Annotated in this window: 25 protein-coding genes and 5 pseudogenes; 19 read left to right on the forward strand and 11 right to left on the reverse strand. The window is 37.8% G+C overall.

Features of this window, described 5'->3' with window-relative positions:
- Window positions 1-11: 11 nt before the first annotated feature.
- The gene (locus HMPREF9441_RS14815) at window positions 12-1412 is read right to left on the reverse strand and encodes an ATP-binding protein (protein WP_008622592.1); all 1401 of its coding nucleotides are present in this window, start codon (window positions 1410-1412) and stop codon (window positions 12-14) included.
- A 1230-nt stretch (window positions 1413-2642) separates the two neighbouring features.
- Here HMPREF9441_RS14815 and HMPREF9441_RS18055 point away from each other — a divergent pair.
- A pseudogene (locus tag HMPREF9441_RS18055) lies at window positions 2643-3224 on the forward strand (metallophosphoesterase).
- 1 nt (window position 3225) lies between these two features.
- On the forward strand, window positions 3226-4002 hold the full coding sequence (locus HMPREF9441_RS14825) for a metallophosphoesterase (RefSeq protein ID WP_008622595.1): 777 nt from the start codon (window positions 3226-3228) through the stop codon (window positions 4000-4002).
- 572 nt (window positions 4003-4574) lie between these two features.
- Here HMPREF9441_RS14825 and HMPREF9441_RS14835 read toward each other — a convergent pair.
- Complete coding sequence (locus HMPREF9441_RS14835; RefSeq protein ID WP_008622597.1) at window positions 4575-5120, reverse strand: DUF3375 family protein; 546 nt, start codon at window positions 5118-5120, stop codon at window positions 4575-4577.
- Between the two features lie 199 nt (window positions 5121-5319).
- Window positions 5320-5529, reverse strand: a pseudogene (locus HMPREF9441_RS19095) (helix-turn-helix transcriptional regulator).
- Window positions 5530-6035: 506 nt separating this feature from the next.
- Between HMPREF9441_RS19095 and HMPREF9441_RS18425 the strand changes: the two are divergent.
- Window positions 6036-6173, forward strand: a pseudogene (locus tag HMPREF9441_RS18425) (IS4 family transposase); the annotation flags it as partial.
- A gap of 172 nt (window positions 6174-6345) precedes the next feature.
- Here the strand turns inward: HMPREF9441_RS18425 and HMPREF9441_RS14845 are convergent.
- From HMPREF9441_RS14845 to HMPREF9441_RS14860, 3 genes and pseudogenes are all read right to left on the reverse strand, one after another.
- Complete coding sequence (locus HMPREF9441_RS14845; RefSeq protein ID WP_008622599.1) at window positions 6346-7068, reverse strand: hypothetical protein; 723 nt, start codon at window positions 7066-7068, stop codon at window positions 6346-6348.
- A 38-nt stretch (window positions 7069-7106) separates the two neighbouring features.
- Window positions 7107-7684 (reverse strand): annotated as a pseudogene (locus HMPREF9441_RS19240) (RloB family protein).
- A gap of 12 nt (window positions 7685-7696) precedes the next feature.
- The gene (locus HMPREF9441_RS14860; protein WP_008622603.1) at window positions 7697-8905 is read right to left on the reverse strand and encodes an AAA family ATPase; all 1209 of its coding nucleotides are present in this window, start codon (window positions 8903-8905) and stop codon (window positions 7697-7699) included.
- 737 nt (window positions 8906-9642) lie between these two features.
- On the opposite strand from HMPREF9441_RS14860, the gene HMPREF9441_RS14865 reads away from it, so the two are divergent.
- The 9 genes from HMPREF9441_RS14865 (at window position 9643) to HMPREF9441_RS14905 (ending at window position 15502) form a co-directional block, all read left to right on the forward strand.
- On the forward strand, window positions 9643-10071 hold the full coding sequence (locus HMPREF9441_RS14865; protein ID WP_008622604.1) for a DUF3791 domain-containing protein: 429 nt from the start codon (window positions 9643-9645) through the stop codon (window positions 10069-10071).
- Window positions 10068-10535: a DUF3990 domain-containing protein gene (locus HMPREF9441_RS14870; protein WP_008622605.1), complete on the forward strand. Its 468-nt coding sequence runs from the start codon at window positions 10068-10070 to the stop codon at window positions 10533-10535. The genes HMPREF9441_RS14865 and HMPREF9441_RS14870 overlap by 4 nt, the downstream gene beginning before the upstream one ends.
- A complete protein-coding gene (locus HMPREF9441_RS14875) occupies window positions 10532-10750 on the forward strand; it encodes a hypothetical protein (RefSeq protein ID WP_008622606.1) in 219 nt (72 codons plus the stop codon). Before HMPREF9441_RS14870 ends, HMPREF9441_RS14875 begins: the two co-directional genes overlap by 4 nt.
- A 79-nt stretch (window positions 10751-10829) precedes the next feature.
- The gene (locus tag HMPREF9441_RS14880; RefSeq protein WP_008622607.1) at window positions 10830-11114 is read left to right on the forward strand and encodes a hypothetical protein; all 285 of its coding nucleotides are present in this window, start codon (window positions 10830-10832) and stop codon (window positions 11112-11114) included.
- 68 nt (window positions 11115-11182) lie between these two features.
- Window positions 11183-13114, forward strand: a complete 1932-nt coding sequence (locus HMPREF9441_RS14885) for an AAA family ATPase (RefSeq protein WP_008622609.1) — start codon at window positions 11183-11185, stop codon at window positions 13112-13114.
- Window positions 13115-13192: 78 nt separating this feature from the next.
- Window positions 13193-13801, forward strand: a complete 609-nt coding sequence (locus HMPREF9441_RS14890; RefSeq protein ID WP_008622610.1) for a tRNA nucleotidyltransferase/poly(A) polymerase family protein — start codon at window positions 13193-13195, stop codon at window positions 13799-13801.
- Between the two features lie 72 nt (window positions 13802-13873).
- Window positions 13874-14377, forward strand: coding sequence for a phosphotransferase (locus HMPREF9441_RS14895; RefSeq protein WP_008622611.1), 504 nt, complete (start codon window positions 13874-13876; stop codon window positions 14375-14377).
- A 101-nt stretch (window positions 14378-14478) separates the two neighbouring features.
- On the forward strand, window positions 14479-14757 hold the full coding sequence (locus tag HMPREF9441_RS14900; RefSeq protein ID WP_244949806.1) for a hypothetical protein: 279 nt from the start codon (window positions 14479-14481) through the stop codon (window positions 14755-14757).
- 70 nt (window positions 14758-14827) lie between these two features.
- Complete coding sequence (locus HMPREF9441_RS14905) at window positions 14828-15502, forward strand: hypothetical protein (protein ID WP_008622613.1); 675 nt, start codon at window positions 14828-14830, stop codon at window positions 15500-15502.
- Between the two features lie 87 nt (window positions 15503-15589).
- Here the strand turns inward: HMPREF9441_RS14905 and HMPREF9441_RS19110 are convergent, their stop codons facing one another.
- The 4 genes and pseudogenes from HMPREF9441_RS19110 to HMPREF9441_RS14925 all read right to left on the reverse strand — a co-directional run bounded on the left by HMPREF9441_RS19110 (window position 15590) and on the right by HMPREF9441_RS14925 (window position 17882).
- The gene (locus tag HMPREF9441_RS19110) at window positions 15590-15874 is read right to left on the reverse strand and encodes a YdeI/OmpD-associated family protein (protein WP_244949801.1); all 285 of its coding nucleotides are present in this window, start codon (window positions 15872-15874) and stop codon (window positions 15590-15592) included.
- Between the two features lie 267 nt (window positions 15875-16141).
- On the reverse strand, window positions 16142-16585 hold the full coding sequence (locus HMPREF9441_RS14915; RefSeq protein ID WP_008622616.1) for a hypothetical protein: 444 nt from the start codon (window positions 16583-16585) through the stop codon (window positions 16142-16144).
- Between the two features lie 39 nt (window positions 16586-16624).
- Window positions 16625-17287: pseudogene (locus HMPREF9441_RS14920) on the reverse strand (HAD family hydrolase).
- On the reverse strand, window positions 17274-17882 hold the full coding sequence (locus HMPREF9441_RS14925) for a sugar O-acetyltransferase (RefSeq protein ID WP_008622621.1): 609 nt from the start codon (window positions 17880-17882) through the stop codon (window positions 17274-17276). Before HMPREF9441_RS14925 ends, HMPREF9441_RS14920 begins: the two are co-directional and overlap by 14 nt.
- Window positions 17883-17986: 104 nt before the next feature.
- On the opposite strand from HMPREF9441_RS14925, the gene HMPREF9441_RS14930 reads away from it, so the two are divergent.
- The 4 genes from HMPREF9441_RS14930 to HMPREF9441_RS14940 all read left to right on the forward strand — a co-directional run bounded on the left by HMPREF9441_RS14930 (window position 17987) and on the right by HMPREF9441_RS14940 (window position 20345).
- Window positions 17987-18829, forward strand: coding sequence for an AraC family transcriptional regulator (locus tag HMPREF9441_RS14930; protein WP_008622623.1), 843 nt, complete (start codon window positions 17987-17989; stop codon window positions 18827-18829).
- 4 nt (window positions 18830-18833) lie between these two features.
- The gene (locus tag HMPREF9441_RS19245) at window positions 18834-19187 is read left to right on the forward strand and encodes a DUF6597 domain-containing transcriptional factor (protein WP_336495123.1); all 354 of its coding nucleotides are present in this window, start codon (window positions 18834-18836) and stop codon (window positions 19185-19187) included.
- 233 nt (window positions 19188-19420) lie between these two features.
- Window positions 19421-19651, forward strand: coding sequence for a helix-turn-helix transcriptional regulator (locus HMPREF9441_RS19115; protein ID WP_244949807.1), 231 nt, complete (start codon window positions 19421-19423; stop codon window positions 19649-19651).
- 67 nt (window positions 19652-19718) lie between these two features.
- Window positions 19719-20345 (forward strand): CatA-like O-acetyltransferase, family 2, encoded by a 627-nt coding sequence (locus tag HMPREF9441_RS14940; RefSeq protein ID WP_008622625.1) that lies wholly within the window; start codon window positions 19719-19721, stop codon window positions 20343-20345.
- 62 nt (window positions 20346-20407) lie between these two features.
- Here the strand turns inward: HMPREF9441_RS14940 and HMPREF9441_RS14945 are convergent, their stop codons facing one another.
- Entirely contained in the window at window positions 20408-20899 is a 492-nt protein-coding gene (locus tag HMPREF9441_RS14945; protein WP_008622626.1) for a hypothetical protein, read from the reverse strand.
- A gap of 111 nt (window positions 20900-21010) precedes the next feature.
- Here HMPREF9441_RS14945 and istA point away from each other — a divergent pair, with 111 nt between their 5' ends.
- The 3 genes from istA to HMPREF9441_RS14960 are packed head-to-tail and all read left to right on the forward strand — an operon-like array spanning window position 21011 to window position 25654.
- Complete coding sequence (gene istA / locus HMPREF9441_RS14950; protein WP_008622627.1) at window positions 21011-22612, forward strand: IS21 family transposase; 1602 nt, start codon at window positions 21011-21013, stop codon at window positions 22610-22612.
- Window positions 22609-23361 (forward strand): IS21-like element helper ATPase IstB, encoded by a 753-nt coding sequence (gene istB / locus HMPREF9441_RS14955; protein WP_008622628.1) that lies wholly within the window; start codon window positions 22609-22611, stop codon window positions 23359-23361. The genes istA and istB overlap by 4 nt, the downstream gene beginning before the upstream one ends.
- A 25-nt stretch (window positions 23362-23386) precedes the next feature.
- Window positions 23387-25654, forward strand: coding sequence for an efflux RND transporter permease subunit (locus HMPREF9441_RS14960; protein WP_244949803.1), 2268 nt, complete (start codon window positions 23387-23389; stop codon window positions 25652-25654).
- The last annotated feature ends 25 nt before the right edge of the window (window positions 25655-25679 follow it).

Genomic DNA, 25679 nt, shown 5'->3' on the forward strand with positions numbered 1-25679 from the left:
AATCTATAAAATTAAATAGTAGTCAATAAACTTAAATCCACATCAGGAATGATAGCATCCGCAATCTTGTCCTTAACAAGAAATCCCATATATAGCGGAATGGTTAGTACCTCTCCCTCACGTCCTACATTATATTGTCCCAACTTGATTGCATTCTTGACATGATACACATCCTTGTTCTTCAAAACCGTAGTCATGCTTTTTGCCTTTCCAGACTTTGCCTTGACCTCAAGGATAACGCATTCACCTTTGAATCTCACCAAGAAATCCAATTCAAGCCCGCTATCCTTATGGAAGTAGTATAATTTTTGCCCGGACTTGCATAAGAAATCAGCCATTAGATTCTCAAAGATAGCCCCCTTGTACCCAAGAAGATTGCCTTTTAGGATATCTGCCTGTGTACCGTAATCAAGCATTGCCATAAGAATACCTATATCGGTGGTATATACTTTAAAGCATTCTTTGATGGAATTACCCTCTAATGGCAGTTCTGTAATCTGAGTGTTATAGCATCTACGGACTATCCCAGCATCCTCCAACCATTGAATGCTACCGATATATTGCGAAGCCCTTCCTCCCTTCTTGACGATGGAATACTGGAATTTCTTGTTCTCTTTGGCTAATTGTTTCGGAATAGATTCAAAACATTCCCGAATATGAGGTTTGTCTGCATCGTCCGCATACTTCACCATATCTTCTTCATATTCAGCAATAAGATTACGCTGCACCTTATATATAAGTTCGATATTCTTCGTTTCAAGGAAACAGTTCACCACTTCCGGCAGCCCCCCAACAATGACATATCTGTACAAGAGTTCCATCATTGCTTTATGAATTCCCTCTGGAACTATCTGCTCATTCTCAAAGCATGATTTGACAGAATCAATAACCACATCACTAATTCCGTTCGCCCATAAAAATTCCTCAAAATCCAATGGGTACATATCAATCACGGTCTCATACCCTACAGGAACGGAATCTTGTCCTTGTCCTTCCCCTTCGTCCTTCTTCTTTTTATTCTTACCGTAACCTTTCACTCCTAAAAGTGAGCCTGTGGCAATAACATCAAAACGGCCGTCTATATGGAATGACTTCAAAGCTGTCCTTGCCTCCTTACATTCCTGAATCTCGTCAAGTATAATACATGTTTTTCCGCTAATGAAACGACTGCCCGGAATCAAAGCCGAAAGGTTAAGAATAATGGTATCAACATCTATATTGCCAGCAAAGGCGAATTTTTTGTCGGGTTCGAGAATGAAGTTCATATAAACCACATTTTCATAATTCTCCTCTGCGAATTTCTGAACAATGTATGTCTTTCCACATTGACGAATACCCTTTATCACAAGAGGCTTTTTATCCTCTGACTTTTTCCAATCGACTAAATATGTTTTTATTTTTCTTTTTAGCATAATATGAACTTCTTCTTCCGAACGCAAAAATACATTTTTTCAAGCAAACAACCAAATACAATCACACTTTTCAGAACGAATAACTCACACACTACAACATTTTTCCAAACGAAAATTGCTTATATTAGCACATTTTTCCAAGCAAATTAGAAAAATCCCACCGCAAACCGCAGAAATTCCAAGAAAAACACTACCTTTGTATTCATCAAGCGTTCTGTAACATCCATGCGGAAATGCTCTATCGCTCAACACGTTGAATCTGATAGCGGACATTCCACAAAAGGGCTGAAAGGAGGCGGTACAACACGTATATGCAAAACAATGGAATACAACGGTTTGCATTTGTCCCTACATTCTGTGTATTTGTCAAAACAGAGGTTGTACCGATTAAAATGAATAGTCACTGATAATCAGTGATGTAAATATGCTGCATCGGAAAATAACAATATACAACAAATTGATTATCAGCATATTACACAATATACAATAGAAAGTAAAAGAAGAAACAGTCCAACTTAGATGACATTGATAATCAATACATTAAATGCAAAGGAATAATAAAGTATTGTATCAATTTTTCATGATTTTGTCCCCCGTTTGTTCCCTGAACGGATACAAGGGACAAAATTCTGTCCCTCATACAATTTAACAGTGATAAATAGGCAAATTTTATCAGTACCACTAAAACTTATCCAAATTACAGATAATATTCGAATAGAACTGAATTGTTTTTTCAGCCAAAATAGATTCTGATAATCAAGCGATTTGTATATTTGAATATCAGTGATTTTTATAGGGTAATTTAAAGAATTCACTGAAAAATATTTGGAGTATTGCGAAATTATTCTGTACATTTGCGCCTCTTTTGAAAATTTACAATGCAACAAAATAGAATGAACATATTATCCCAAACGACAATTCGAGGCAACAAATGCTTCGAAGTTCAGTCGTATGTTCTTCATGTTTGGAGCATTGAAACGCCAGAGAATATCATAAATACTTTCCAACGAACAGATATAGGAGATAAGATGCGATAGATGCTCGTATCTTGATCTTAAAATAAACAACAGAATAGTTGGAGAGTCCTTACCGAACTTTCCGACTATTTTGTTTTATGCCCATTGGTGACTGTTTGCTCCGTGCAATTCCTCTCCCGTCATTTCCGTACAATGAGCACAAGAACAACCAATTTTAATTAACCGCACAGCAATGTGCACAAAAGAGAGCAAAATGAATTACAAGTTTGACGGAAGCAAGGTGTATTTTACATCGGACACGCACTTTTATCATTCGAATATCATTGACTTTTGCAAGAGGCCATTCAAGAATGTAGAAGATATGAATGAAACGCTGATCGAAAATTGGAACCGGGTAGTTGGTCAAGATGATATCGTGTTTCATCTGGGGGGGGCCTGGGAGGATCCCATGAATGGACCAAGATTCTTAACAGACTGAATGGAAAAATCTATCTCATTCTCGGTAATCATGATCTAAAAAATATCAGGCAAGGGTACGCCAGCAGGTTTGAATTGACAAGCATGCAAATGTACATAGAGGTCGACAAGCAGAAAATCTACCTGAACCACTATCCGTTCCTCTGCTATGGAGGTGCTTACAGGAATATGTGGCAACTGTTCGGGCATGTGCATACGAGCAAGAATAATACGGGAAAAAGACACTTCACGGCTGGATATGCTCTTTCCGATGCAATATGATGTGGGAGTGGATAATAATGACTTTACTCCGGTCTCATTTGAGCTGGTAAAGAGGATAATCCAAAAACAGGTTGAACAAGCAAATAAAAATAAGTAATATGAGAATACAATATATGAGCGATCTGCATTTTGAGTTCAGGGAGAACAGCAGGTACATAAAACAAAACAGATTTCCGGTAACGGGTGATATACTCGTATTGGCCGGAGACATTTTCTATCTGAAAGACAGAGTGGCTCCTTTGGGGAATTTCTGGAAATGGGCATCTAAAAACTATAGGCAGGTTCTTATTGTTCCCAGGAACCATGAATATTACAATTATTGCGATGTGATGGAACGGGGATTACAATGGCGATGGATGTTCAAAGAGAATGTCGGTTATTATCAAAATCAAGTATTGAGAATAGACGATACCGATTTCATAATGAGCACATTTTGGTCGCATGTCGAACCGGCAGGCGAATATTTCGTTTGGAAAGGATTTAACGATTTCCGTCAGACCATGTACAAAGGGAAACTGCTCCAAACGGAAGCATATAATCAGATGCATGACTTCTGTTTAGGGCATATCAAAAAAAGTCTTGCCGAAAGTACGGCAGAACACATAGTGGTCGTGACTCACCACCTGCCTACTTTGCAGGTTGTTGCTCCTCAGCATAAAGGTTCCGTATTGAACAGTGCCTTTGCCAGTGAATACGGAGACCTGATCGCTAACAGCCGGATCAATGCTTGGATTTACGGACATTCGCATACCAATATCGACACAGAAATCGGGAGTACAAAAGTGATTTGCAACCAGATGGGATATACATTTGAAAACGAGCATGTAATCAATGGATTTGATCCGGGGAAATTTTTAACGATTGAAAACGAATGAGATATGGAACGACATAAGAAGACAATCTTTACCAGGCATCTTTTCATAGACTTGGCAAAAGAATGCGGATTGAATGCTGCGATATTCGAACAGCTCGGAAGCGGGCGCGATACAGAAATCGTGGTTGATAACGATACATTGAAGATGTTAGTTAAACTTCAGGAGCAATTTGCTCAACTGGAAGAGATGGGTGACAATGAATACAGAGGATTTTATATCGAATTGCCCCGCCCTACTCAGGAAGAATGGGGAGATTGCGAAGCGTCGATTGCAGACGGAGAATATGAGAGCACGGAAGAATACCTCCGGGATTGGGAATTGTCAAATCCCAGAGAAACGGTATGGTATCATATCAGCTCCGCCAGGTACAGAGAAAATCGCACCATACAATTCACGGATGGGAAACACTCGTATTTTACTATTGCGAATTATTCTCGATATATAAACCGAGTTGGTAACAATTTTCCCAATGAATGGCAAAGGGATTTCTTGGCAAAGTTGACCTTATATTTTCATAAGCTAATCGATACTATCATACAAGATCCGGAGGAGCTCAATTATTATGTAGCGAATCATCTCTTCTCCGCATTGTCTGTCTGGCGCCCGTATATCTCTTTGATAATCCCCTTGAAGTTGTCATCCACCTCCTTGAAATCGCTAAGCAGCTCCTTAGCCAGTTTATTCAAGCTATTGTATCGTGGTTCTATCTGGTAGTCCTCATACACCTCGACCTCTTCGCCCATCTCCAGTTGCTGAATCTGATGCTCTATCTCCATTTTTTTGGCTCGGAGCAGTTCCAGTCGCTTCTCGCGGTTCTCATTCGAGTATTCAACCAATTCCTTCAGTTGGGCAAACAGCGTCTTGAACTTCGATTCCGTACCGATGTAATCCTCTTTTTTCAAGCTCACCACCCAATCCATCAGTTTGCTTGTGTGCGACGAAATCTCGTATATCACCTCTCCCTCTTCGTTCTGATAGTTGGTCAAGAATCCCTTGTCTGTCCAGTCTTTGATGAGTCGTTTTGCTTTCTGTTCGTTCGACTCCCCTAGTCTTGTCATTTCAAGATTATCCTCCACCAACGCATTTTCCTGCTCATCCAGTCGGTTCTCCAGTAGCATGTGAAGCGTTCCTGCATTATAGCCGACTGTCCCTCAAACGCCTCAATGACAAAAGACAAGAAGAAATCCACACTTCTTGATTTTATGAGTCGTATGCTTGGTGACTCTCGTAATATTTGTATTATTTCTTCTACTTGCATGAATGTTATTCGAAGTTATTTTGTTTGAAATCCATCAGTATATTTCTTATATGTTATTGTCACATCTTTGAAGGATAAACGAGCACCTCTTCTTCCCCTACTTCTAGCACCTTTGCTATCTGAAGTAGAGTCTCGAGGCTGGATTATGCTGCATTCGTGCACCATTTTGATGCTGTAGCAGGATCCTTTCCTAATTGTTCTACAAGCCACTTGTTTGTGCGCTTCTTCTCTGCCAACATTACTTTGATACGATTTATGTCCTTATCCATGACTATACATTATATATTATTTAGGGCAAAAATATTAAGTGACTATATACTATCTTACAGCAAAACCCTCTATACACGATTATACGATTTATAGAAGGTTTATATTTTCTATATCCTACTGCTTAACAAGGATCACACTTTAAGGCAATATATAGTTACCATATTTTATATATTTCTCAATTGTGTGGCAAAATTACAGAATATTAATGAAAAACGATAAGTTCAGTGATAAAAAGAAAAGATCATATGCTAAATTCTATGACTTCATTCTTCAGCCTTCTCTATTTACAAGCTTTATTTATTATGTGTTTAACAGCAAGCCTTCCTCAACTACCAGAAAATCTGTATAGACATATTTGATTAGGAGGAAACGCCAGTATTAGGAAAACTTCTTCATAAACCTTACCACTTCCGATATCGTAAAAAAGTCAAACTTACCAGTTCTTATCATATAGAATTGCAGAAATATAAATATAGCGTGCCTTATTTAGTATGTAGACTAGTAAAGTACATACAAAGTACTACAAATATTGAGCATCTCATTGACGGATAAAACTCATCTGAAAGACTCCTTTGATAAAACTAAATTTCAAAATGACAAAGAACGATTCGGACCCAATGGGCCAAGTTTATTTAAATTTTAATTCGGACCAATTTTAATGGAACACTAATGATTCTAAAACTTAATATATATACTAAACCCTTATTTTTCTAATTTTAGTTGAGCCTCTTTCTCTTTAATAAGCAATAAAGAAATATCAAATAAGACTTTTATAGTACTATTTAATTCAAGCGAAAAATCTTTAATCGAAGTGGTCATCTTATCAACATCATCATAGTATGAAATATTTTTTTATCTAATCGTTCCAGTTCCATATTAACATCCTTAATCTCTTGCAGAAATAACTTTCTCTTTTCTATATCTACCGCTTGTTTACCTAATTCCAATAAGATATTTTTTCGATGCATATTATTCTCTTTTATTTGAATATCATATCTGTTTTGATTAACACGTTCTATAAAAGAGAGTTCTTGATCCAATAAATCCGATAGTCCAATACGTGCTTTAATCCAGCATTCTTCATAAGTCTTTTCTAAATTTGTTTTCTGGTGTTGTACATCAACTTCAAACACATATCTATACCGCAAATCTGTTGCATAGATTCGACCTTTCATTTGACATATTTCTGATTTAGATAATGATATATTCTGATGGTCAAGACCAACTGTAATTCCCATAACATCTACTATATTAAGTAAAGCCAAATTATTTTTTAGACAGTCATTATACTCATCCAACTTTTTAATATTTTGTTGATGAATTAACAGTTTATCTTGTTGCATAATAACTTTCTCACTATTTCTATTACTATAAATAATAGCAAGATAACCTACTACAACAGCAAAAATTCCACTACTATAACTTCCCCAAAAATTTAACCAAGAATCATTCGAAAGGTTTGTTTTAATAACATTACCATATGTCAACATCGTATTAATGATAAATGCGATAGCAATTCCACTAATTATGATTCCCAAAACAACATATAAATCTTTTTTTCATCAATTCATATTTATTACAACGATTCACTAACTTTTTTAATCGCCTTATAAATCTCGCTATAAGAATCTCTACCTTTATATGTTTCGGCCAATTCACATGCTTTATCCATTTTTGAGCCTGCAAGCATTTCTTTAACCCATTTATCCTTCTCAAGGTATTTCCGAGTTTTATCATATGTTGGCAGATATTGCTTTAATGCTCTTTCTGTTGCTGCTGAATCTTGGAAATGTCGACATGTATCTTCAAAATGTAGTAAAAACCAATATTCTATTGACTGTAAGCTATCACAAAGAATCACATTAGCATTATTTTCATATTTCTTTTTGAGCGATACCATTTTTTATTCTCTGCATCAGAACGCCTGCTAACATCAGCATCAAAAACACATATTACAAAGACATCTTCATCCAGAAGTTCCTTTATTTTCTTTTCTATTTTCTCAATACTATTGTTTTCAAATAAACGAGGAGAAATAGAGTATCTATAACCAAGCATTTTTTTCAAATGACTGAAATAGAATAATTCAGTCAAACCCTCACCGACGATATGAATAACCTGTCTGGTCACTGTATTTTTTCTTGCTTTTCTCATAAAAATACACGATTATAGATTAGGAACTGCACCGAATTTACCGAACTTATATGCCTTTTGGAGAGAACTGATCCTATTCAATCCCTTGAAATCTGTCAGAGGATACAGTACACTTGAACCATCCAGATTCTTTTCAGTAAACCAAACATTATCTTTTCTAAGCAAATCTTCCTCTCCTAACAGTCCATCATAATGCGTAGTGAGCAACAACTGTGCCTGTTCTGATTCTTTTAGAAAACGTTCAATGATGTATTCTATCAATTTCGGATGAAGAGAAGATTCAATCTCGTCAACTGCGAGAAAAGCATCTCTTTCAAGAATCTTTTGTACTTGAGCAGCCAAGCCAAATGTACGAATAGTACCGTCCGATTCAAACAGTTCCGGAAACTCATAATAATCATTGTTACCATAATCAGATGAAACTTTATGCTGATACATAGTATAATTAATCGGCCCCTTATGCGTTTCCTGTTCTTTGGAAGTAATATTTGAAATATTAAAATCTGCTTCCTGCAGATATCTCAAAATATAATCTTTTGCTGACTCATTCTTGATTGATTCTTCGGCATAACGACTTAAAGATGATGCAGGTACAATAGCCGGCATAACCTGATTGGTTAGATACTGAAGAACCGTCTCTAGTTCTACAATATGTGTATTCACCTGCATATAGGCGGCAAAAACTGACATATTATGCAAACACTTCAATGTTATTTCCTCTTTGACAGCTTGCGACATCTTGATTTTCTGTCCAAATTTAATAACAGATACGTTATTCTCAGTATTTCTTTCAAATATAGTAGCAGGCTGTTGACTTGGATAATAAATTAAACTTTCCTTTGCTACGTGCCATCTATCTAAAGCTACTGAATAGACATAACAAACAGCTTTCTCCTCATTCTTCAAATAGAACGAAATCGAATATTCAGATAACTGCTTTGAACTTGTTTTATTCAGGAGAAACGGGACTACTTGAATTTGTTCTGCCTTATTAAGTGGAGTATAAGTAATGAATGACTTGATAAAATCACAAACCTTAATAATATTACTCTTACCCGAAGCATTTGCTCCATAAATAACAGCCACTTTCAATAGTCTCACACCGCCACCCAATTCAACAACATGATATGATTCCATATCCTTACTTCTATCAGCTTCAAAACTTAATATAGCCTCGTCTCTAAATGAGAACATGTTCTTAAATCTAATTTCTGCTATCATACAATTTGTTTTTCCACAAATATATAACTAAATATCCATATCCACAAATAAGATTAATCTATTTGCATCATTTCTACAAATATCACAAACTAATACCTATTCTATTATTTTTTTATAACCTTAGGCAATATCAATCATTTAAAAATCTTGGATCACAACAAGGAAAAGGTAAGTATACCTACAGAAGAAACCATGAAGATAACTATCTATGTACAGAAGCAGAAATAAGACGTATGTTTGCTGATGCTAATCACCACAGAGATTCTAATGTAAGGTGGACACACCGTATCTATTCCCGATGCAACATGTAGATGTAATTGATAATCAAAAACTTATATTTTAAACGGTAGAAAAATATTTTTTAGACCATAATGGGGTGTTTTTGAACCTGAATTTACTGTTCCTACGTTTATTCTTCAACATAAAATTAGAACCGTGGAAATCTAAATTTTCCAACTGAAGTTCACCTGTTTTCTATCTACTTACAAAGGTACAAATAATACGTGAGTTTTTCGCCAAGTATGTCAACTAAATGAAAGAGAGTTTCGCGTATATCGTTTTGCTTAACAGAGGGAAGAAGGTGAACTATTTTCTCTTTTCCCTTTATTTGACTTTATTTTAATAGACGTATATATGAATACGGCAATAAAGTAAAGGTAGAACACAATATTAATTTATAATTGTTTCCTGTTTTGGAAACTTTGTTGTATATTTGTTAGCGTATAAATATATATGGTATGACAAATAGGTTAGAAAATATAGGTTCGATAATTCGTAATGAGCGTATTCGCAAAAGACTTACTCAGGAGGAACTCGGTGAACGGGTAGGAGTCGGTAAAGCTCAGATTTCAAAAATAGAAAGTGGAAAGGGACTCACAATAAAGACTGTTACAAAAGTGCTCGATGCCCTTGGCATATCTGCTTCTGTTGTTTTAAAAAACGAGCCGGAAATTGATAAAAACGTGATTGCATATATAGTTGCTACCGTTAGTGAATTTGCCAAAAGCCATCATCTTTCTGTTCGTGAGGCAAGTAATTACCTGATACGCTTTAAAGGTATTGATTTCCTTACGGAACATTATGATGCAGAGCATTTACTTTCATTCGATGACAGTGTGCAGGATCTTACGCAAGTATGTTTGAATAATGGAGGAGGTATTCAATGAAACTATATCATGGTTCGAATATAATAATTGAGCAGATAGATCTATCAAAATGTAAACCTTATAAGGATTTCGGACAGGGATTTTATCTGACAGAGATTAAGGAGCAGGTGGAACAAATGGCCAGACGTACATCTGCTATATATGGTGGAGAAGCCGTTGTTACAGAGTTTGAATTTGATGAAACAGCTTTAAAGACTCTTTCGGTCAAAACATTTGAAGATCCAAATGAAGAATGGGCTTTATTTGTGATGGCTAACCGTAGCAGGAAAAACATGCAACCAACACATTCTTTTGACATCGTAATAGGTCCTGTTGCCGATGATACCATTGCAACCTTGTTTCGTAATTTTGATGATGGAATTATTGATTTGCAAATGCTCGTGAATGGTTTAAAATACAAAAAGGTTTCATCACAATATTTTTTTCACTCGGCAAAAGCCATTAAATACTTGCATAGAATATGAATAAACAAATGAAATATCTGGTGGAAGGCATTACTAAAGATATAATAGCTTATCTTATGGAGGATAATAGATGTGACTTGTCAACTGCTCTCAAAGAATTTTACAACTCAGAGACTTTTGCAAAACTCTCTGATGAATCTACAGGACTCTATATTGAAAGTTCGGCTTATGTGTATGAGATGTTAAAAGGAGAGTTAAAATTTGGGGAAATTTAATACGATTGTGTGATTTATTATCTATTAGCTTAAATCGGTAGATATTGTATATTGCTTGAATATATTATTTAGAAAAGCTATGAATAATTCTGATCAAATACGAATAAAAATCCAAGATTCTTTAAGTGCAAATGCTTTTAATGAGGGCTCACGTCTTCATCAAGGAAAATATGATAAGGTAACCTCTTTAATTGATGATCAGCTCAATATTGCGGAGAAATATCCAAATAAATTGGATGAGTTTTCAAAATTGGGAGAAGTCATATATCGTTCTCATAACACTATTTCTATTTCTATATTTGGTGATAGAGGAGTTGGGAAAACATCATTCTTGTTATCGATGCAGAAAATATCAAAGAGATGAATTGTCAGAATGAAATCACATACTCCGAAATAGAAAATACTTATAAACGAAATAAAGATGATTGAAATATGAAATTTAGTTTAGACAGAATAATTATTAAAAACAGGTCTCCATTTCAAAATGACTTAGATTTATCGTTTAAAGAAAATGGAATTATTGTGCTTACATCAGTAAACGGAAAAGGTAAGACGACGCTGCTCTCATATATTATGGATGCATGGGTTGAATTGACCAAAAATATCTATTCCGATACGTACAAAGGCAAAGAAAATTTCTATTATCGAATTTCTTCTTCTTTGTTTGACATGGATTCATCCAAACCATCCATGGTTTATATACGTTTCAAAAACGGAGATAAATATATCGATTATATAGATATTCGAAACAAATGTACCAAAGAAGATTATTTGTCAATGGTACCGTTTGAAGACAGAATTCCTTTTGAAATATTTTCAAAAGAACTAAATGAAAGAGGTTTAACAAAAGAAGTATCATCAACGGTTAAATCATCTGAGATTAAAGATATATTCAACACAAATGTAGTATCCTATTTCCCATCTTACAGATACGAAGTTCCAAACTATTTAAATGATCCCTATAACGTAAAACTATCTTTTAATACAAGAAATCGTTTCAGTAATGAATTACCGAATCCAATCGAAGTTATTACAGGCATAAATGGTCTTGTAAATTGGATTATGGATATCGTTATAGACGGAGAGTTATATAAACGAACTCAGGTAATTGATGGGAAAAATATTGACATCACTCCGGAAAACAAAATATGGGAAAGTCTACAGCGAATTTTAAGAGAAGCTTTGTCATCAAAATATCCTGATGGAAATGTACGCTTTGCCATTGGTAAAAGGAATAAAGGAGCTTCTAGAGTCTCAGTAGTCAAAGCAGACGATTCTGTTGAACTATGCCCTACCATTTTCAATCTCTCGACAGGGGAGCTTGCATTAATTTGTATATTTGCAGAAATATTGCGACAAGGAGACAATCTATTCAACGGAGTAACAAATGAAAGTATTCAAGGCATTGTATTGGTTGACGAGATAGACAAACACCTACATATAAAATTACAGAAAGAATCTCTTCCAAAACTATTAAAGGCATTCCCTAATGTCCAATTTATATTAAGTAGTCATTCCCCATTTATGAATATGGGATTAGCAGACGAATGTCTAGAACGGAGTACAATCATTGATTTTGACAATGGTGGTATCAACGTAGCCCCTACAAATAATGCCGTATATCAAGAAGCTTACGAAGTGTTTCTAAAAGAGCGAAATGACTATGCAACAAAGCTTGCCTCTTTACACAATGAGATGAACGTGTTAACTCGCCCAATCATTATTACTGAGGGGAAAACAGATTTGAAACACATATTAAAGGCTATGGAAAAACTTGGTATCGAAAGACGTTTTGATATATTACAACCAGAGGACCAACCTGATGGATGGTCTAATGTCGACTCACTTATTAACAACATTTCAAAAACAAAAGTCATTGGACAACCGCACAAAGTAATAGCAATTTTTGATAGAGATATACCAAAATTGGTTTCTCAGTATCCAGACCCATATAAACAGCTTGGCAATAACGCATTTGCATTTTGCATTCCATGCCCAGAATCGAGGAAAAAAGAGGGAAGAACTAATATTTCTATTGAATATCTATATTCAGATGACGAAATTCATGCGTTACTTCCGAATAAAACACATTTGTTTTTTGGTAATGAATTTAAAAATGATAGTACACGACAATGTATATCAGATCCGTCATTACGGTTGAACGATAGAAATGGTGCAGGAGAAGATAAAATTATTGAGAATAATGGAGGACAAGCCGTTTATGATGCTCAATATGTAAACCATTTAGCGAAAAAGAATGAATTTGCAGATGCTATTCAAAATGACTATATAGAAATATCTAAAGAATCATGGGAGAACTTCCGCCCAATAATTGATATTATAAATTCAATTATTGATGCTTAGTCTGCTCAATATTGATATAGACACCTTCAATGAGAAAGTTCCTGAATTAAAAAGAATCAATATAATATTAATAAAAAGATGAATGAAATAACTAGTCTCCAATTTTTAAATAAGCATCCAATATGGAATATTTTATTTGATTATCAAGACATAGAAAATTTTTATATATGTGGTGGGTATATTCGTGACTATATCTTATATGGAAATGGTGGTAAGGATATTGATGTTTTTATAAACTGTACGATAGAAGAACTGAATATGCTAATTACATATTTAGAGAAATATGGCCGTGTTGTATATGGACAATATGGCTCACCTCGATTTTATTCAAATGCAATTGATGGGCATTATGTCGACATTGTTCCATTTTACAATTTTGTAGTTTCTCCTAAACCAATTCTTACAATTGACGATTTGTTGAAAAATTTTGATTTTACTGCCAATGCAATAGGTGTTAATATTAAAACAGGCACTATTTATGATCCTGTACATGGCATAACAGATATAAACAATCGTGTTTTACGAGCTGTTCGTTTGGATTTTCCAGAAAGACCTGTTTCTAATGATATACCTCTGTCGGCTATTTCTGTTTTTTGGTTTCGTCTCCTTCATTTTCAAAATAAATTAGGTTTTGAATTTGAAAAGCAAACAAAGGAATGGGCAATAAAAAAATACTTACAGGATTAAAGACCTAGAAATGTTTAAAACATATTTTTTTACTCCAAATATAAGTAAGGAATTTAATTTACATATATACAAATGTTTACATCGATAAATACAGTTTTTAAACAGTTAAATGCTGAAGGTTGGAATGATATAACACTTGAGTATATTAATAAAGGGGTAATGACTGATACATACAAGATGCATACAAAAACTAAAAAGTATGTTGTCCGTTGTTATCCAAATCCAAGAAGATGGTTAGCTGAAGTTGAATATTCATATCTTATAGATTTTGCAAAAAAAGGTATAAAAGCTCCATTGCCAGTTTGTATAAATAGAACAGAAGGTAAAATTGCTTATCTCATATATGAATGGGTAGAAGGTGAAACACTCAATGATAAATTCACCACTCTAAATGAGAATGAATTAAAGAATATTTGTATTGAGGTAATTAGTAATTATCAAGAAATTAACAAAATAAAAGTCGATAAATATGGTGGTGTCAATAGAGGTAGAATCAATGAATATAATTCATGGAGTCATTTTCTTAAGGCTGAAATAGAAAAGTCTAGAAAATATTTTAAGCAGACAAAAAAATAAAATATATTAAAATCTGTAATGGACTTTTTGACTATGTTGATAAAATAAAAGAACCATCACCATGCTTAGTATGGAGTGATTTTAGTTTTGATAATATAATAATATCTAAAGATAATCATTTAGCTGCATTTATTGATTTTGAAGGAATGATGTCGGGGGATCCACTTTTGGGTATTGGTTATATCTTGTCACATAGTAGTCCTACGCATCCTTTTACAAGACTTATCCTTGAACAATACAATATTGATAGAGATGTTGAAGTAAAAAAACACTTGACTTTTATGCTGTGTTTAGATATATTAGATTATCCCCTTATACAAATTTTAATACTCCTAATAATACTATTAGAGAGCCACTTGATGTTTTTCTTTCGTATGTAAATGCAATTGACAATCAATTTATTAAAGAATGTAATTTGTTTAAAAGAGTAATGTAAATAACAAAATTTATGTGAAAAAAATTATAATACTCAGTTTAACTATTATAGTTTGCTTTATAGCATTACATTATACATCGATCTATTATTCAGATGTGTTATCAAAATCAAATGTAGAAATTCCTATTCAGAATTTAACAAAAAATCTGAGAATAAAGGATGAACCGCCTGTATGGTTTGCTATTTCTGATACTTCTATTTCTACTTATAAAGCTATAGATAATTCCGAAAAAGAATTATTATACAATTGTATGGAACCTATTGATTCTATAAAAAATGATTCTCATAAGCAAGAGTATATAAAAAAGGTAAATGAACTAATTTATAAGTCTAACAACAATTACTCTAATACAAAACAACTTTTTGTTTTAACTTTATGTATAGTTTTTCTAGGTTGTTGTGCACGTACGTTTTACGATTATATAGGTTGGGAGTGTTATAAAGGTGGACAAAATATGGATACATGGTGGCCTTGGTATGTTTGTCGACCTATAATTGGTGTGCCAATAACCGCCTTTCTTATAGTTGCATTCCGGACTTCTATGTTTTCATCACTTTTTAGCAGCAAAGATTTAAATACATATCTAATAGTTTCTTTTCTTGCAGGGTTCGCAATGATGGAGTTCGTTACTATGCTGCGTAGATCATCTAAAGCTTTATTTGGATCTTCTAAATTAGTAAATTTATAAAAAGGAAATATGGGCAAAAGTTTCAATTATTAGATATAATTTTATTGGTTGATAAATGCCACTGTCCGAAATTTTGGACAGTGGCATTTATAATCTTCCGTTGTCATTCCATTCTCCGTAAAGAAGTCCTTTTCGGGTATTTTCTATAAATTTGTTCAGGCGGCTTTCAAAAAGTTCGGGTTGATTCCTCTTAATTTGGATGGTATCAATTCTGATTCGCCTATATAAATCAGGGAATTGGCAGAAGTTGTTCCACACTACCGGGTCAGATTGTAGTCTGTGTAATATATCCTTGTCTATGGTAAAACCATTAGGTGACATATCCGGTAGAACGGCTCTTCCGGCATCTGTCATCAATCCTAACCGTTCCATTCTGCGGCATCTTTCTTTATTGAGCTCGGACCAATTGCTTCTTGGCTTTCTGGGGCAAAGTTTCTGGGCTGTGAAATCATCTGCTATTTTTTTGTAGTACTGTCTATCCAGCCGAAACATAGTGCTTCTTCTACAGCATCGATATACCAGAAAATACTGTCATCTGTAGGTCTACCACGTTTCACGACTACCCAACATTCTTTCTCCGTTTTGTGGTTCTGTATTAACCATTCACGCAGCTCGGTTCTTGATTTGACGTTCAGTAAATTATGTATTTCCATTGTTTGTTGTTTCAATTTGCATTTTGCAATGTTGGCTACCTCGTAAAATGGATTCGCAGATTGTTACCCGAAATGCCTTGTCTTTCCATAATGAATGTAAGACGTAAAGAATGCTTTGCTTGAAACACTCACAAAGTAAAGGTGTGGAAACATATCCTTGCCGGTGAAGCATGCACGTACATTCCATAAAGTGCAGATGATACACAGAACCTTTGTTAATGATTTCGCTTTTAACTCCAGGCAGTTTGTTTGCTTCTGAAAAGAAGGTGTCCAAATCACCATTTGCTTTTTCATATAGTTTCTGATAGATTTGTAGTGTTCCACATTTCACACAATTTTTCCCGCATTCCGAAAAGAATGAGGCGCGCTGTTCCTCGTTCAGACAGCTTATCCCTTTTTCGAATCCTTGGAACCAATCTGATAAAGTCATGCTATTTCTTTTTTAGATTTCAAAAATATGGAAATATTTTCAATATTCATTGGTGTGTTTCAAAAGATATTCCGATATTTTCTCAATGCTGTTGAATACTTTTCCTGGATTGCATTTTTCCAGTTTTTCTTGAATAGAATTTGTTACACACCAGGCAGCGGACAAGCATACCACGTTCACCATCCTGCATTGCATTATATCAGAAACAGTATCTCCGATATATACAATTTCTGAAGGAGAAAGATGATAAACATTCAACAATTCATTCAAAGCTTCATGTTTGGTATTTCGTTCTGCATTACCTGTTATGATTCTGTCGAAATCAGAATCCATCCCCAATTGCTGTAATGTAATCTCACAACTCTTTGCTCCTTTGCCTGTGATAAGTGCTACAATTAGGTTATTTTGTCTTAATTGAATAATTAGTTCACGTATACCTTGAAATGGCTGTGGACACATAAAACGATGCAGTTTCATGTAAATAGGATAAAAATCTTGTAGTGCCTGTTTCCAATATTCATTTTTAATCACCTTTCTTATCATTCCTTCTTCGTTCAGACCGAAAGTCTTTATGATATCATCTTCTGATAAAGTCTGTGATATATATGGTTATACAGCCATTCTGAAAGCTTTTATGCATAGTGGAAGCGTATCCGCAATGGTTCCATCCAAATCGAAGGCTACCAACTTAATCTTGTTCATTAGGTACATTGATTTTACGGATGATTTTACAAGGATTACCTGCAGCCAGACAATCAGCTGGGATAGATTTTGTAACGACACTACCAGCACCAATAACACTTCCTTTGCCTATGGTGACACCTGGTAAAATGATGACTCCACCGCCAACCCAACATCCATCTTCGATGGTTACAGGAAGTGCATACGTATGGCGTATATATTTTATTCCATCAGGCGTTTCCACAGGTGTTAATCGTTTATCCAATTCAACCGGATGGGTTGCTGTATATATTTGTACATTCGGTCCTATCAGTACGTTGTTTCCTATAGTAATTCTATTACAATCGACCAGTGTACACCCTGTATTGATGCTGACATTGTTGCCAATCGTTATGTGGCATCCATAATCACATATAAATGGACTGCCTACAGAAACATTCTTTCCAATATTTTCGAACATATCTTTCAGTATAGCATACTTCTTCTCTTTTGCATCGTAGGGCAAGGCATTGTATTCCAATAACAGTTTATGCGTCTTCGTCTTAAATTCGATAAAGATAGGAGCATGACAATCATACCATTCTCCTGACAGACATTTTTCCAGTTCTGTTTTCATAATCAGTTTCCTTTTAACTACAAAGGCAAAATTATACAAGTTTTCTGATTTTACTCTGTAATATTTTTCCTATAATCTGTATCTTTGTGAATATATACAAGCCCATGAAAAGAGAAAACTTACATCAGCCTTTCGAAATCACCCTCAGTGAGGTAGATGATACGAACTTGAAAGAACATGATCATACATTTTTTGAATTGGTATATATTCTGACCGGTACAGGAATTCAATGGATAAACAACCATAAGTTTCCGTATCATGACGGACATCTGTTTCTGATTACTCCCGGCGATATTCACTCATTTGAGATTCATAACAGAACAAATTTTGTCTATATCAAATTCAATGATATTTATATCCATTCTGCTGTTTTAGGTGATGATAATATTCAGAGACTGGAGTTTATTCTCCAGCATGCTAACCATCAGCCCGGGTGTATCCTAAGAAACACCACGGATAAACTGCTCGTCAAACCCATGATAGAGGCTATCATGCGTGAATACCGAAACAAGCATATCTATAGTACCGAGATAATTGCGCAATTGATTAATACTATAATTATAGTGGTAGCCAGAAATGTGGCCATGTTTCTTCCTGAAAGGCTGGATGACAATTCGACAGATCTGGTACTTAATATCCTGCAATATATACAGTCCAATATCTGTTTCCCGGAAAAGATTAAAGCAAAAGAAATATGTCGACATTTTGGTATCTCTCCCAATTATCTTGGAAAATATTTCAAGAAGCAGACCAATGAAACCATGCAACAATATATATTGAATTATAAGATGAAGATGGTGGAAAGCCGACTTCTACATAGCGATATGAGGATAAATGAAATAGTAGAAGAACTGGGCTTCACTGATGAAAGCCACCTGAACAGATTATTCAAGAAATACAAGGATGTCAGTCCTACAGAATTCCGGAAAATAAATAAACTTTTATAGAATGATGACAAGTGGATTCAGATTTTATAAACCATGCCAGCAGTTGAGGGATTATATCAGATACTATTGGATATTTGAGAGTAATCGGCCGACCGAGACCTACACCTTCCCAATTGGTTGCCCTCAGATTATATTTCATAAAAAGTCGGCTTTATATATTCCCGAATTAAGCACGAAGCAGGATAAACTGACTATTAGTGGACAAGTTAACTTCTCGTCCCATATTAGTGCTACGGATAATATAGAGATGATTGTTGCAGTGTTTCATTCTTATGCCATGAGTACCTTCTTAATGTCCCCACATCTCTATTCTATAATAGGGAAGTATCTGGTTATGGATTGGAGAATAAGGAATTAAATTGTCTTGCAGCGAGAGTCTTGGATTGTGAAGATAATAACTTCTGTATATATCTTATAGAACAATGGTTGCTTTCACAGTTAAGAATCAATTCAACATCAAGACGTGAACAGGATATTGACAGGATTATGACAGTTATCCGTCAAATGTATTCTAATCCTAATATTAGGATTTCTGAACTGGCATCTATTGCCTGCCTAAGCAAGAAACAGTTTGAACGTGTTTTTCTTGCCATGGTCGGTATGAATCCGAAAAAGTATGCACGAATCATACGATTTCAGAAATCCCTTAAACTTATGCAAAACCAACCTGAAAGTATCAGTTTAGCGCAAATATCCTATCAATGCGGTTATTCAGACCAGTCACATTTTATACGTGAATTTAGGACACTCAGCGGATATACTCCCTTATCACTAAGAGAAATATGTGAGCCATATTCCGATTTGTTTACCACTCCATTATAATGTCTCTTTTGTTCTATCCGTACTCAAACGTCCTTTTTATTTTTGTACCAGAATTAAAGTTACAGAAATGAAGAAAGTAATAAATCCCGAAATGACCACACGAGCATATGCATACAAGATGTGGATGCAGGCACCTATGCCAATGGTTACATTTTTCAAGACGGTAGATGTGACTAAACTTGTAAAAACTAGTAAAGAGAAAGGACTGAAATTGAATATGTTGATGTGTTGGTGTATCGGCAAAGCAGCTTCTGGAATTAAGGAATTCTATATACTTCCTGTTGGTGACAGATTGGTTCAATATGATACAATTGCCGTGAATACGATTGTAGCCAATAGAATTGGTGAAATAAATTCCTGTGATATTCCTTTTTCAGAAAATCTGATTCAATTCAATGATGATTATATCCGATTGACCAAACAAGTAAGAGAAAACTGTGAAAACTATGATTTAACTGAAAGTATGGTTATTGGTACCTCTGCTCTTGTGAATTATGAAATAGATGGTGCTGTTGGTATGTATAGTGGTATATTCAATAATCCATTCCTGATATGGGGAAAAATAAAAAAACGTTTCTTCAGGAAATACCTGACTATTTCATTTCAATTCCACCATACACAAATGGATGGAGCTCATGCTGTCAAATTTCTAGAGGTACTTCAATGTGTAATTAATTCCAATTCTCTGAAATGAAAATCATATAATATAAAGTTTCAACTGACTAGAATAGTCGGTTGAAACTTCTTTGGCCGTTATTACATCACCAAAATCCTTATTATTACCATCACCATTATAATTCCCAAAATCGCTATAAATCCGCAGCAAGCAATCGTCTTCCAGACCAATCCAGAATGCAAAAATTCTACATTCGCCACTATCATACAGACCAAGAAAGAGGATAGGGCAATTAGAATGACAATCAAAATATAAAATGCTTTATATGATAGAGAAATACGGTTATCCATTTGAGTAATCCTCTGCTCTACCTCTGTACACTTGGTTTCAATTTGATCAATGAACCGGCCAAGAACGGTATTGCCAAATATTACAGCCTGCTCTTGCGTATCCTGAGTAATAGACAGTTTGTATTTTCCTAATAAATCTACCAATGCGGTAAGATCCGTCCTCAATCTATACACATTGTCATTCAACTCGGCAAGTTCATTTACGTCTATACTAAGCAGACGTTTTTCTTCTTCAAGATATTCATTCTGAGGAGTACTTTTGGTAACCTGCGTTTCCTTCATTTCAGCGGTATTGTATATACTAATTGAAAAGTGCGCCACTTTTCTAACTTAAAATAGCTCCACCATAGGCTCAAGTATAGACCTTTGCATGTTATCAATGCAAGGGCAAAAATGAAGACTATGGTAGAAAGACAAGAGATAATCCATTTATACCGCGTATGTGGTTATAGTAAACGTCGCATATCCCGTGAACTCCATTGTTCACGGCACACTGTCGACGATATATTGTTTGAGTATGAAGCTGCTCTAAATAAAGAAGATCCGGATGAGGCACTCAGCGATCTGTTAAGTAACCCTCCCCGCTATGATTCTTCCAAACGCCGTCCCCGGGTGCTGACTCCGCAGGTGAAGTCTGAGATTGACACCTGTCTGAAACGGAACGATACCAAGTTGGCTCTGGGTATGCGTAAGCAACGTATGCTCAAAAAAGACATTCACCTGTACCTTTTGGAGAAGGGGTATTCGGTGAGCTATCCCAGTGTATGTAATTATATACGTGGCAAGGAACAAGGGAAAGGAAAAAAGAGTCCGGAAGCCTTTATACGGTTGTTTTATAAGCCGGGGGAGGTGATCGAGTTCGACTGGGGAGAAGCAATACTGTTCATTGACGGGGTGAAGACCAAGTTTTATCTGGCCGTCTTCACCTTCGGACACAGCAACGGACGTTACGCCTACCTGTTCCGGCACCAGAACACGCTGGCTTTCATGGAATCACACCGTAACTTTTTCCGGGACATAAACGGTGTGCCTTCCCTGATGGTGTACGACAACATGCGGGTGGCGGTCAAGTCCTTCGTCGGCGGAGAAAAGACACCTACGGATTCCCTGCTGCGGATGGCCGACTTCTACCGGTTCCGTTACCGCTTCTGCAACGTGCGCGCCGGCTGGGAGAAAGGACACGTGGAGCGGAGTGTGGAATTTGTTCGCCGCAAGGCTTTTTGCCATACGGACCGTTTCAAGGACGTTTTTTCGGCGCAGGAACATCTGAGTGCTGTCTGTAAGAGGATGAACGATTTGGATACCAGTCCGTCAACAATGGGAAAGAGCCTGCGGGTCGATGCGGATTTAGCATCCCTGCAGGGACTTCCCGGCCATCTGGGGTGCTTTGAGGTGGCTGAGTACACGGTAGACAAATGGGCTACCATCCACATGAAGCATGTCCATTGTTCTGTTCCGGACACACTTGTCGGAGAAAAGGTGCGCGTCAAAATCTACAGTGAGAAAATCGTCATCCTTCACGGAAAGGAAAAGGTCGCCTCGCACCAGCGGAGTTACCGTGGCGGGGATTGGCGTATCCGTCTGGAACATTATTTGAACACATTGCTCCGCAAGCCGGGGGCGTTGACACATTCCGTGGCATGGCATACCGCACATGACGGGATAAGAAAACTGTATGAGAAACATTTCCAGGGAGAGAACAAGGCGTTTGTCATGCTACTGTTATATGCGAAGGAGAACGGGTTCTCACAGGATGAAGTTGTCAGGGCAGCCTTGTCACTTCAGGCAAGGGGTGTCAGACGGATATCGGCCGAACAGGTCAAAGCCATGTTGCAATCGGGAGCGGACAAGACGGAGAATACGGAAAACACGGATCCGGATTCCCAGGAGCAGGATATTGAAAATGCGGCCTTGGGAACTCTTGACAGCCTGACTGCACTTATGGGGAACATGGAAATAAACTTTTTACAAACCAATAAACAAATGAAACAATGAAATCGGAAAAGGAGATCGTTTTGGCTTATGTGGAAGAACTCAAACTGATGGGAATCAAGGATGAACTGGAAGATGTATGTGCGTTAGCCCTGCAAGAAGGATGGAGCCACATGCGCCTGATTGCGGAACTGTTACGCAAAGAAACACAGCGCAGGGCGGAACTGCGCGTCAGGACACGCATGAAGGCCGCCAGGTTCCCGCAGATGAAGTACCTCCATGAACTGGACACGGAGGAACTCCCGGACGATGCCAGGAAAGCGTTGCCGGAACTGGAAACACTTGACTTTGTCAGAGAGGGAAGGAATGTTGTACTGTATGGCAATCCGGGAACCGGAAAGACACATATTGCCACGGCGCTGGGTATCAAGGCTTGCCAATGTAATCATACGGTACTGTTTACATCTGTTCCCAAACTCCTTGTACAAATCAGGGAAGCAAGGTCTGCCAAAACACTTGGAATACTACAGAACAAGTTTGAGAAATACGACCTGGTTATCTGTGACGAGTTCGGATATGTCAGTTGTGACAAGGAAGGTGGAGAAATGCTGTTCAATCATCTCTCGCTCAGGTCTGGAAAGAAAGCGACAATCATTACGACCAATCTGGCGTTCAACAGATGGAATGAAATTATCAAAGACAAAGTGCTGGTCGCAGCGATGGTAGACAGGTTGACACATAAGGCCTTTCTGCTGAATATGAGCGGACAATCATATAGGCTTAAAGAAACACAAAAAACAATGAGAGGGTAAAAAGAGTTAATACAATAATGTACTTTTGCAAAAAATAAGGGTGGCGCTGGTTTCAAGTAAAAGATGGAGCAGTTTTCAATTAGCATCTACACCCGAGGGGTATGAACTCAAACCTTACTATAACCAAAGTGCTTTTGTGGGCGACAGCATACACAGTGTATTAAAGACCATCTACGAAGGATTGTTTCTAGCCATCATCGTAATGATACTCTTCCTTCGTTCGTGGAGGTCGAGCCTGGCGGTCATGCTGACAATTCCCGTCACCGTGGCTTTCAGTATCCTGCTTTGCTATCTGGCCGGCATCACCGTCAACGTCATGTCGCTCGGTGCGATGGCGGCCTCAATAGGTCTCATCATCGACGATGCCATTGTCATCATCGAACAGATATATCGGGAACATGAAGAACGTCCCGGCGAAGACCGTTTCACCGTCGTACGCCACGCCATCCACAACCTTTTCCCAGCCATGGTGGCCTCTTCCCTATCGACGATTGTCATCCATTTTCCCTTCCGCCTGATGAGCGGACTGGCCGGCAGCTTCTTCAAGGAATTGTCCGACACGATGCAACTTACACTCGTGGCTTCATTCCTCGTGACATGGCTGCTCCTGCCTGTGCTCCACCTCGCCATCGGATACAAGCAACCGTTGCGCCCGAAAAACCTGGACGTGAAGTCTCTCGAAGAGGACTCCGTTCGTAAAGTACGTTTCCTGACCATAGTTTACCGCAAACCACTGATTGCCGCCGGATTCGTCCTGCTTTTAAGCCTGGGAGGCTGGTTTGCGTATTCTCGGCTTACCTCCGGTTTCTTGCCCGACCTGGACGAGGGTACGATCGTGCTCGACTATCACTCGCCGACCGGAACGGACATTGAAGAAACCGACCGGCTTTGCCGCCAGATGGAACGCATTATCATGGCACACCCAAACGTGCAGACCTATTCGCGCCGCACGGCCCTCGGCATGTCGTTCAAGACGCGTCCCTCGAATTTCGGGGACTATCTGATTCAACTGAAGACCAACCGCAAGGCCAGTACTCCTGAAGTCATCAGCGACCTGCGGCGGCAGATTTCCCAATCCGTGCCGTTGATGACCATCGGTTTCGGACAACGTATCTCCGACCTGCTTGGCGATTTGATGAGTACCGCGCAACCCATCGAGGTGAAGATTTTCGGGAATGATTACGAGACGCTGCAAAGCATGGCGGCAAAAGCCGAGCATATCATGAAAACCGTACCGGGAATCGTGGATATAGACAACGGGCTGGTTCCGGCCGGCGCTTCGTTGCTCTTCAGTCCGCGGCAAGACCGGCTTTCGCAATTCGGCATCACCCCGACCGACTTTCAGGAACAGCTTACGGCCCATACGGGCGGGATTCCCCTTTGCCAACCGGCCAACATGATAGAACCGAACCCGGCCCAGGCCGCCATGACAGGCGGACTGCAAATAGGCTCTGTGCAGGACGGCGAACAAATACGCCGCATCCTGCTCCGCTTTACGGATTTCAAAGACAACTCCCCCGAACGGTTGGAACAGCAACCCATTTTCCTGCCCGACGGCAGCACCCGTCCGCTCGGCTTCTTCTGCGACGTACGTGTCATCCCGGGCGAAATAGAACAACGGCGAGAAGACTTGAAGAGCGACATAACGCTGACGGCACGGTTGGAAAACCGTGATTTGGGCAGTGCCGTAGCCGACCTGCAATCCACACTCGGCAGCCAACTCCATTTACCGTCGGGCTACAGCATTTCTTACGGTGGAGCCTATTCCGAACAACAGCAGTCATTCCACGAGCTCCTGATGATACTCTCGCTTGCCGTATTATTAGTGTTTGCCGTCCTGATGTTCCTTTTCCGCGAATGGCGTATCTCGCTTGCCATACTGTTCATCTCCGTGCTCGGCACCTGCGGTTGCCTGTTGGCATTATGGTTGACGGACATCCCGCTCAACGTCAGCAGTTACACGGGCATCATCATGGTGGTGGGCATCATAGCCGAAAATGCCATTTTCACCGTATGGCAATACAAAATGAACCGGCACACAGGCGGGACAGTCTCAGAAGCCGTGGATTATGCCATAGCCCTACGCATCCGCCCCAAACTGATGACAGCCATCGGTGCCGTGCTCGCCCTGATGCCTTTGGCTTTGGGCTTCGGGCTGGGCGCACAGATGCAACAGCCGCTGGCAGTAGCGGTCATTGGCGGGTTCGTTGTCGGATTACCCTTACTTCTGTTGGTACTGCCCGGTATGATGTTGTTAATTTATAAAAAGAAGGAACAATACGCTGACAAATAACTAATTTTGCAACAAATAAGACATC

The organism is Paraprevotella clara YIT 11840 (assembly GCF_000233955.1).
Lineage (GTDB): Bacteria > Bacteroidota > Bacteroidia > Bacteroidales > Bacteroidaceae > Paraprevotella > Paraprevotella clara.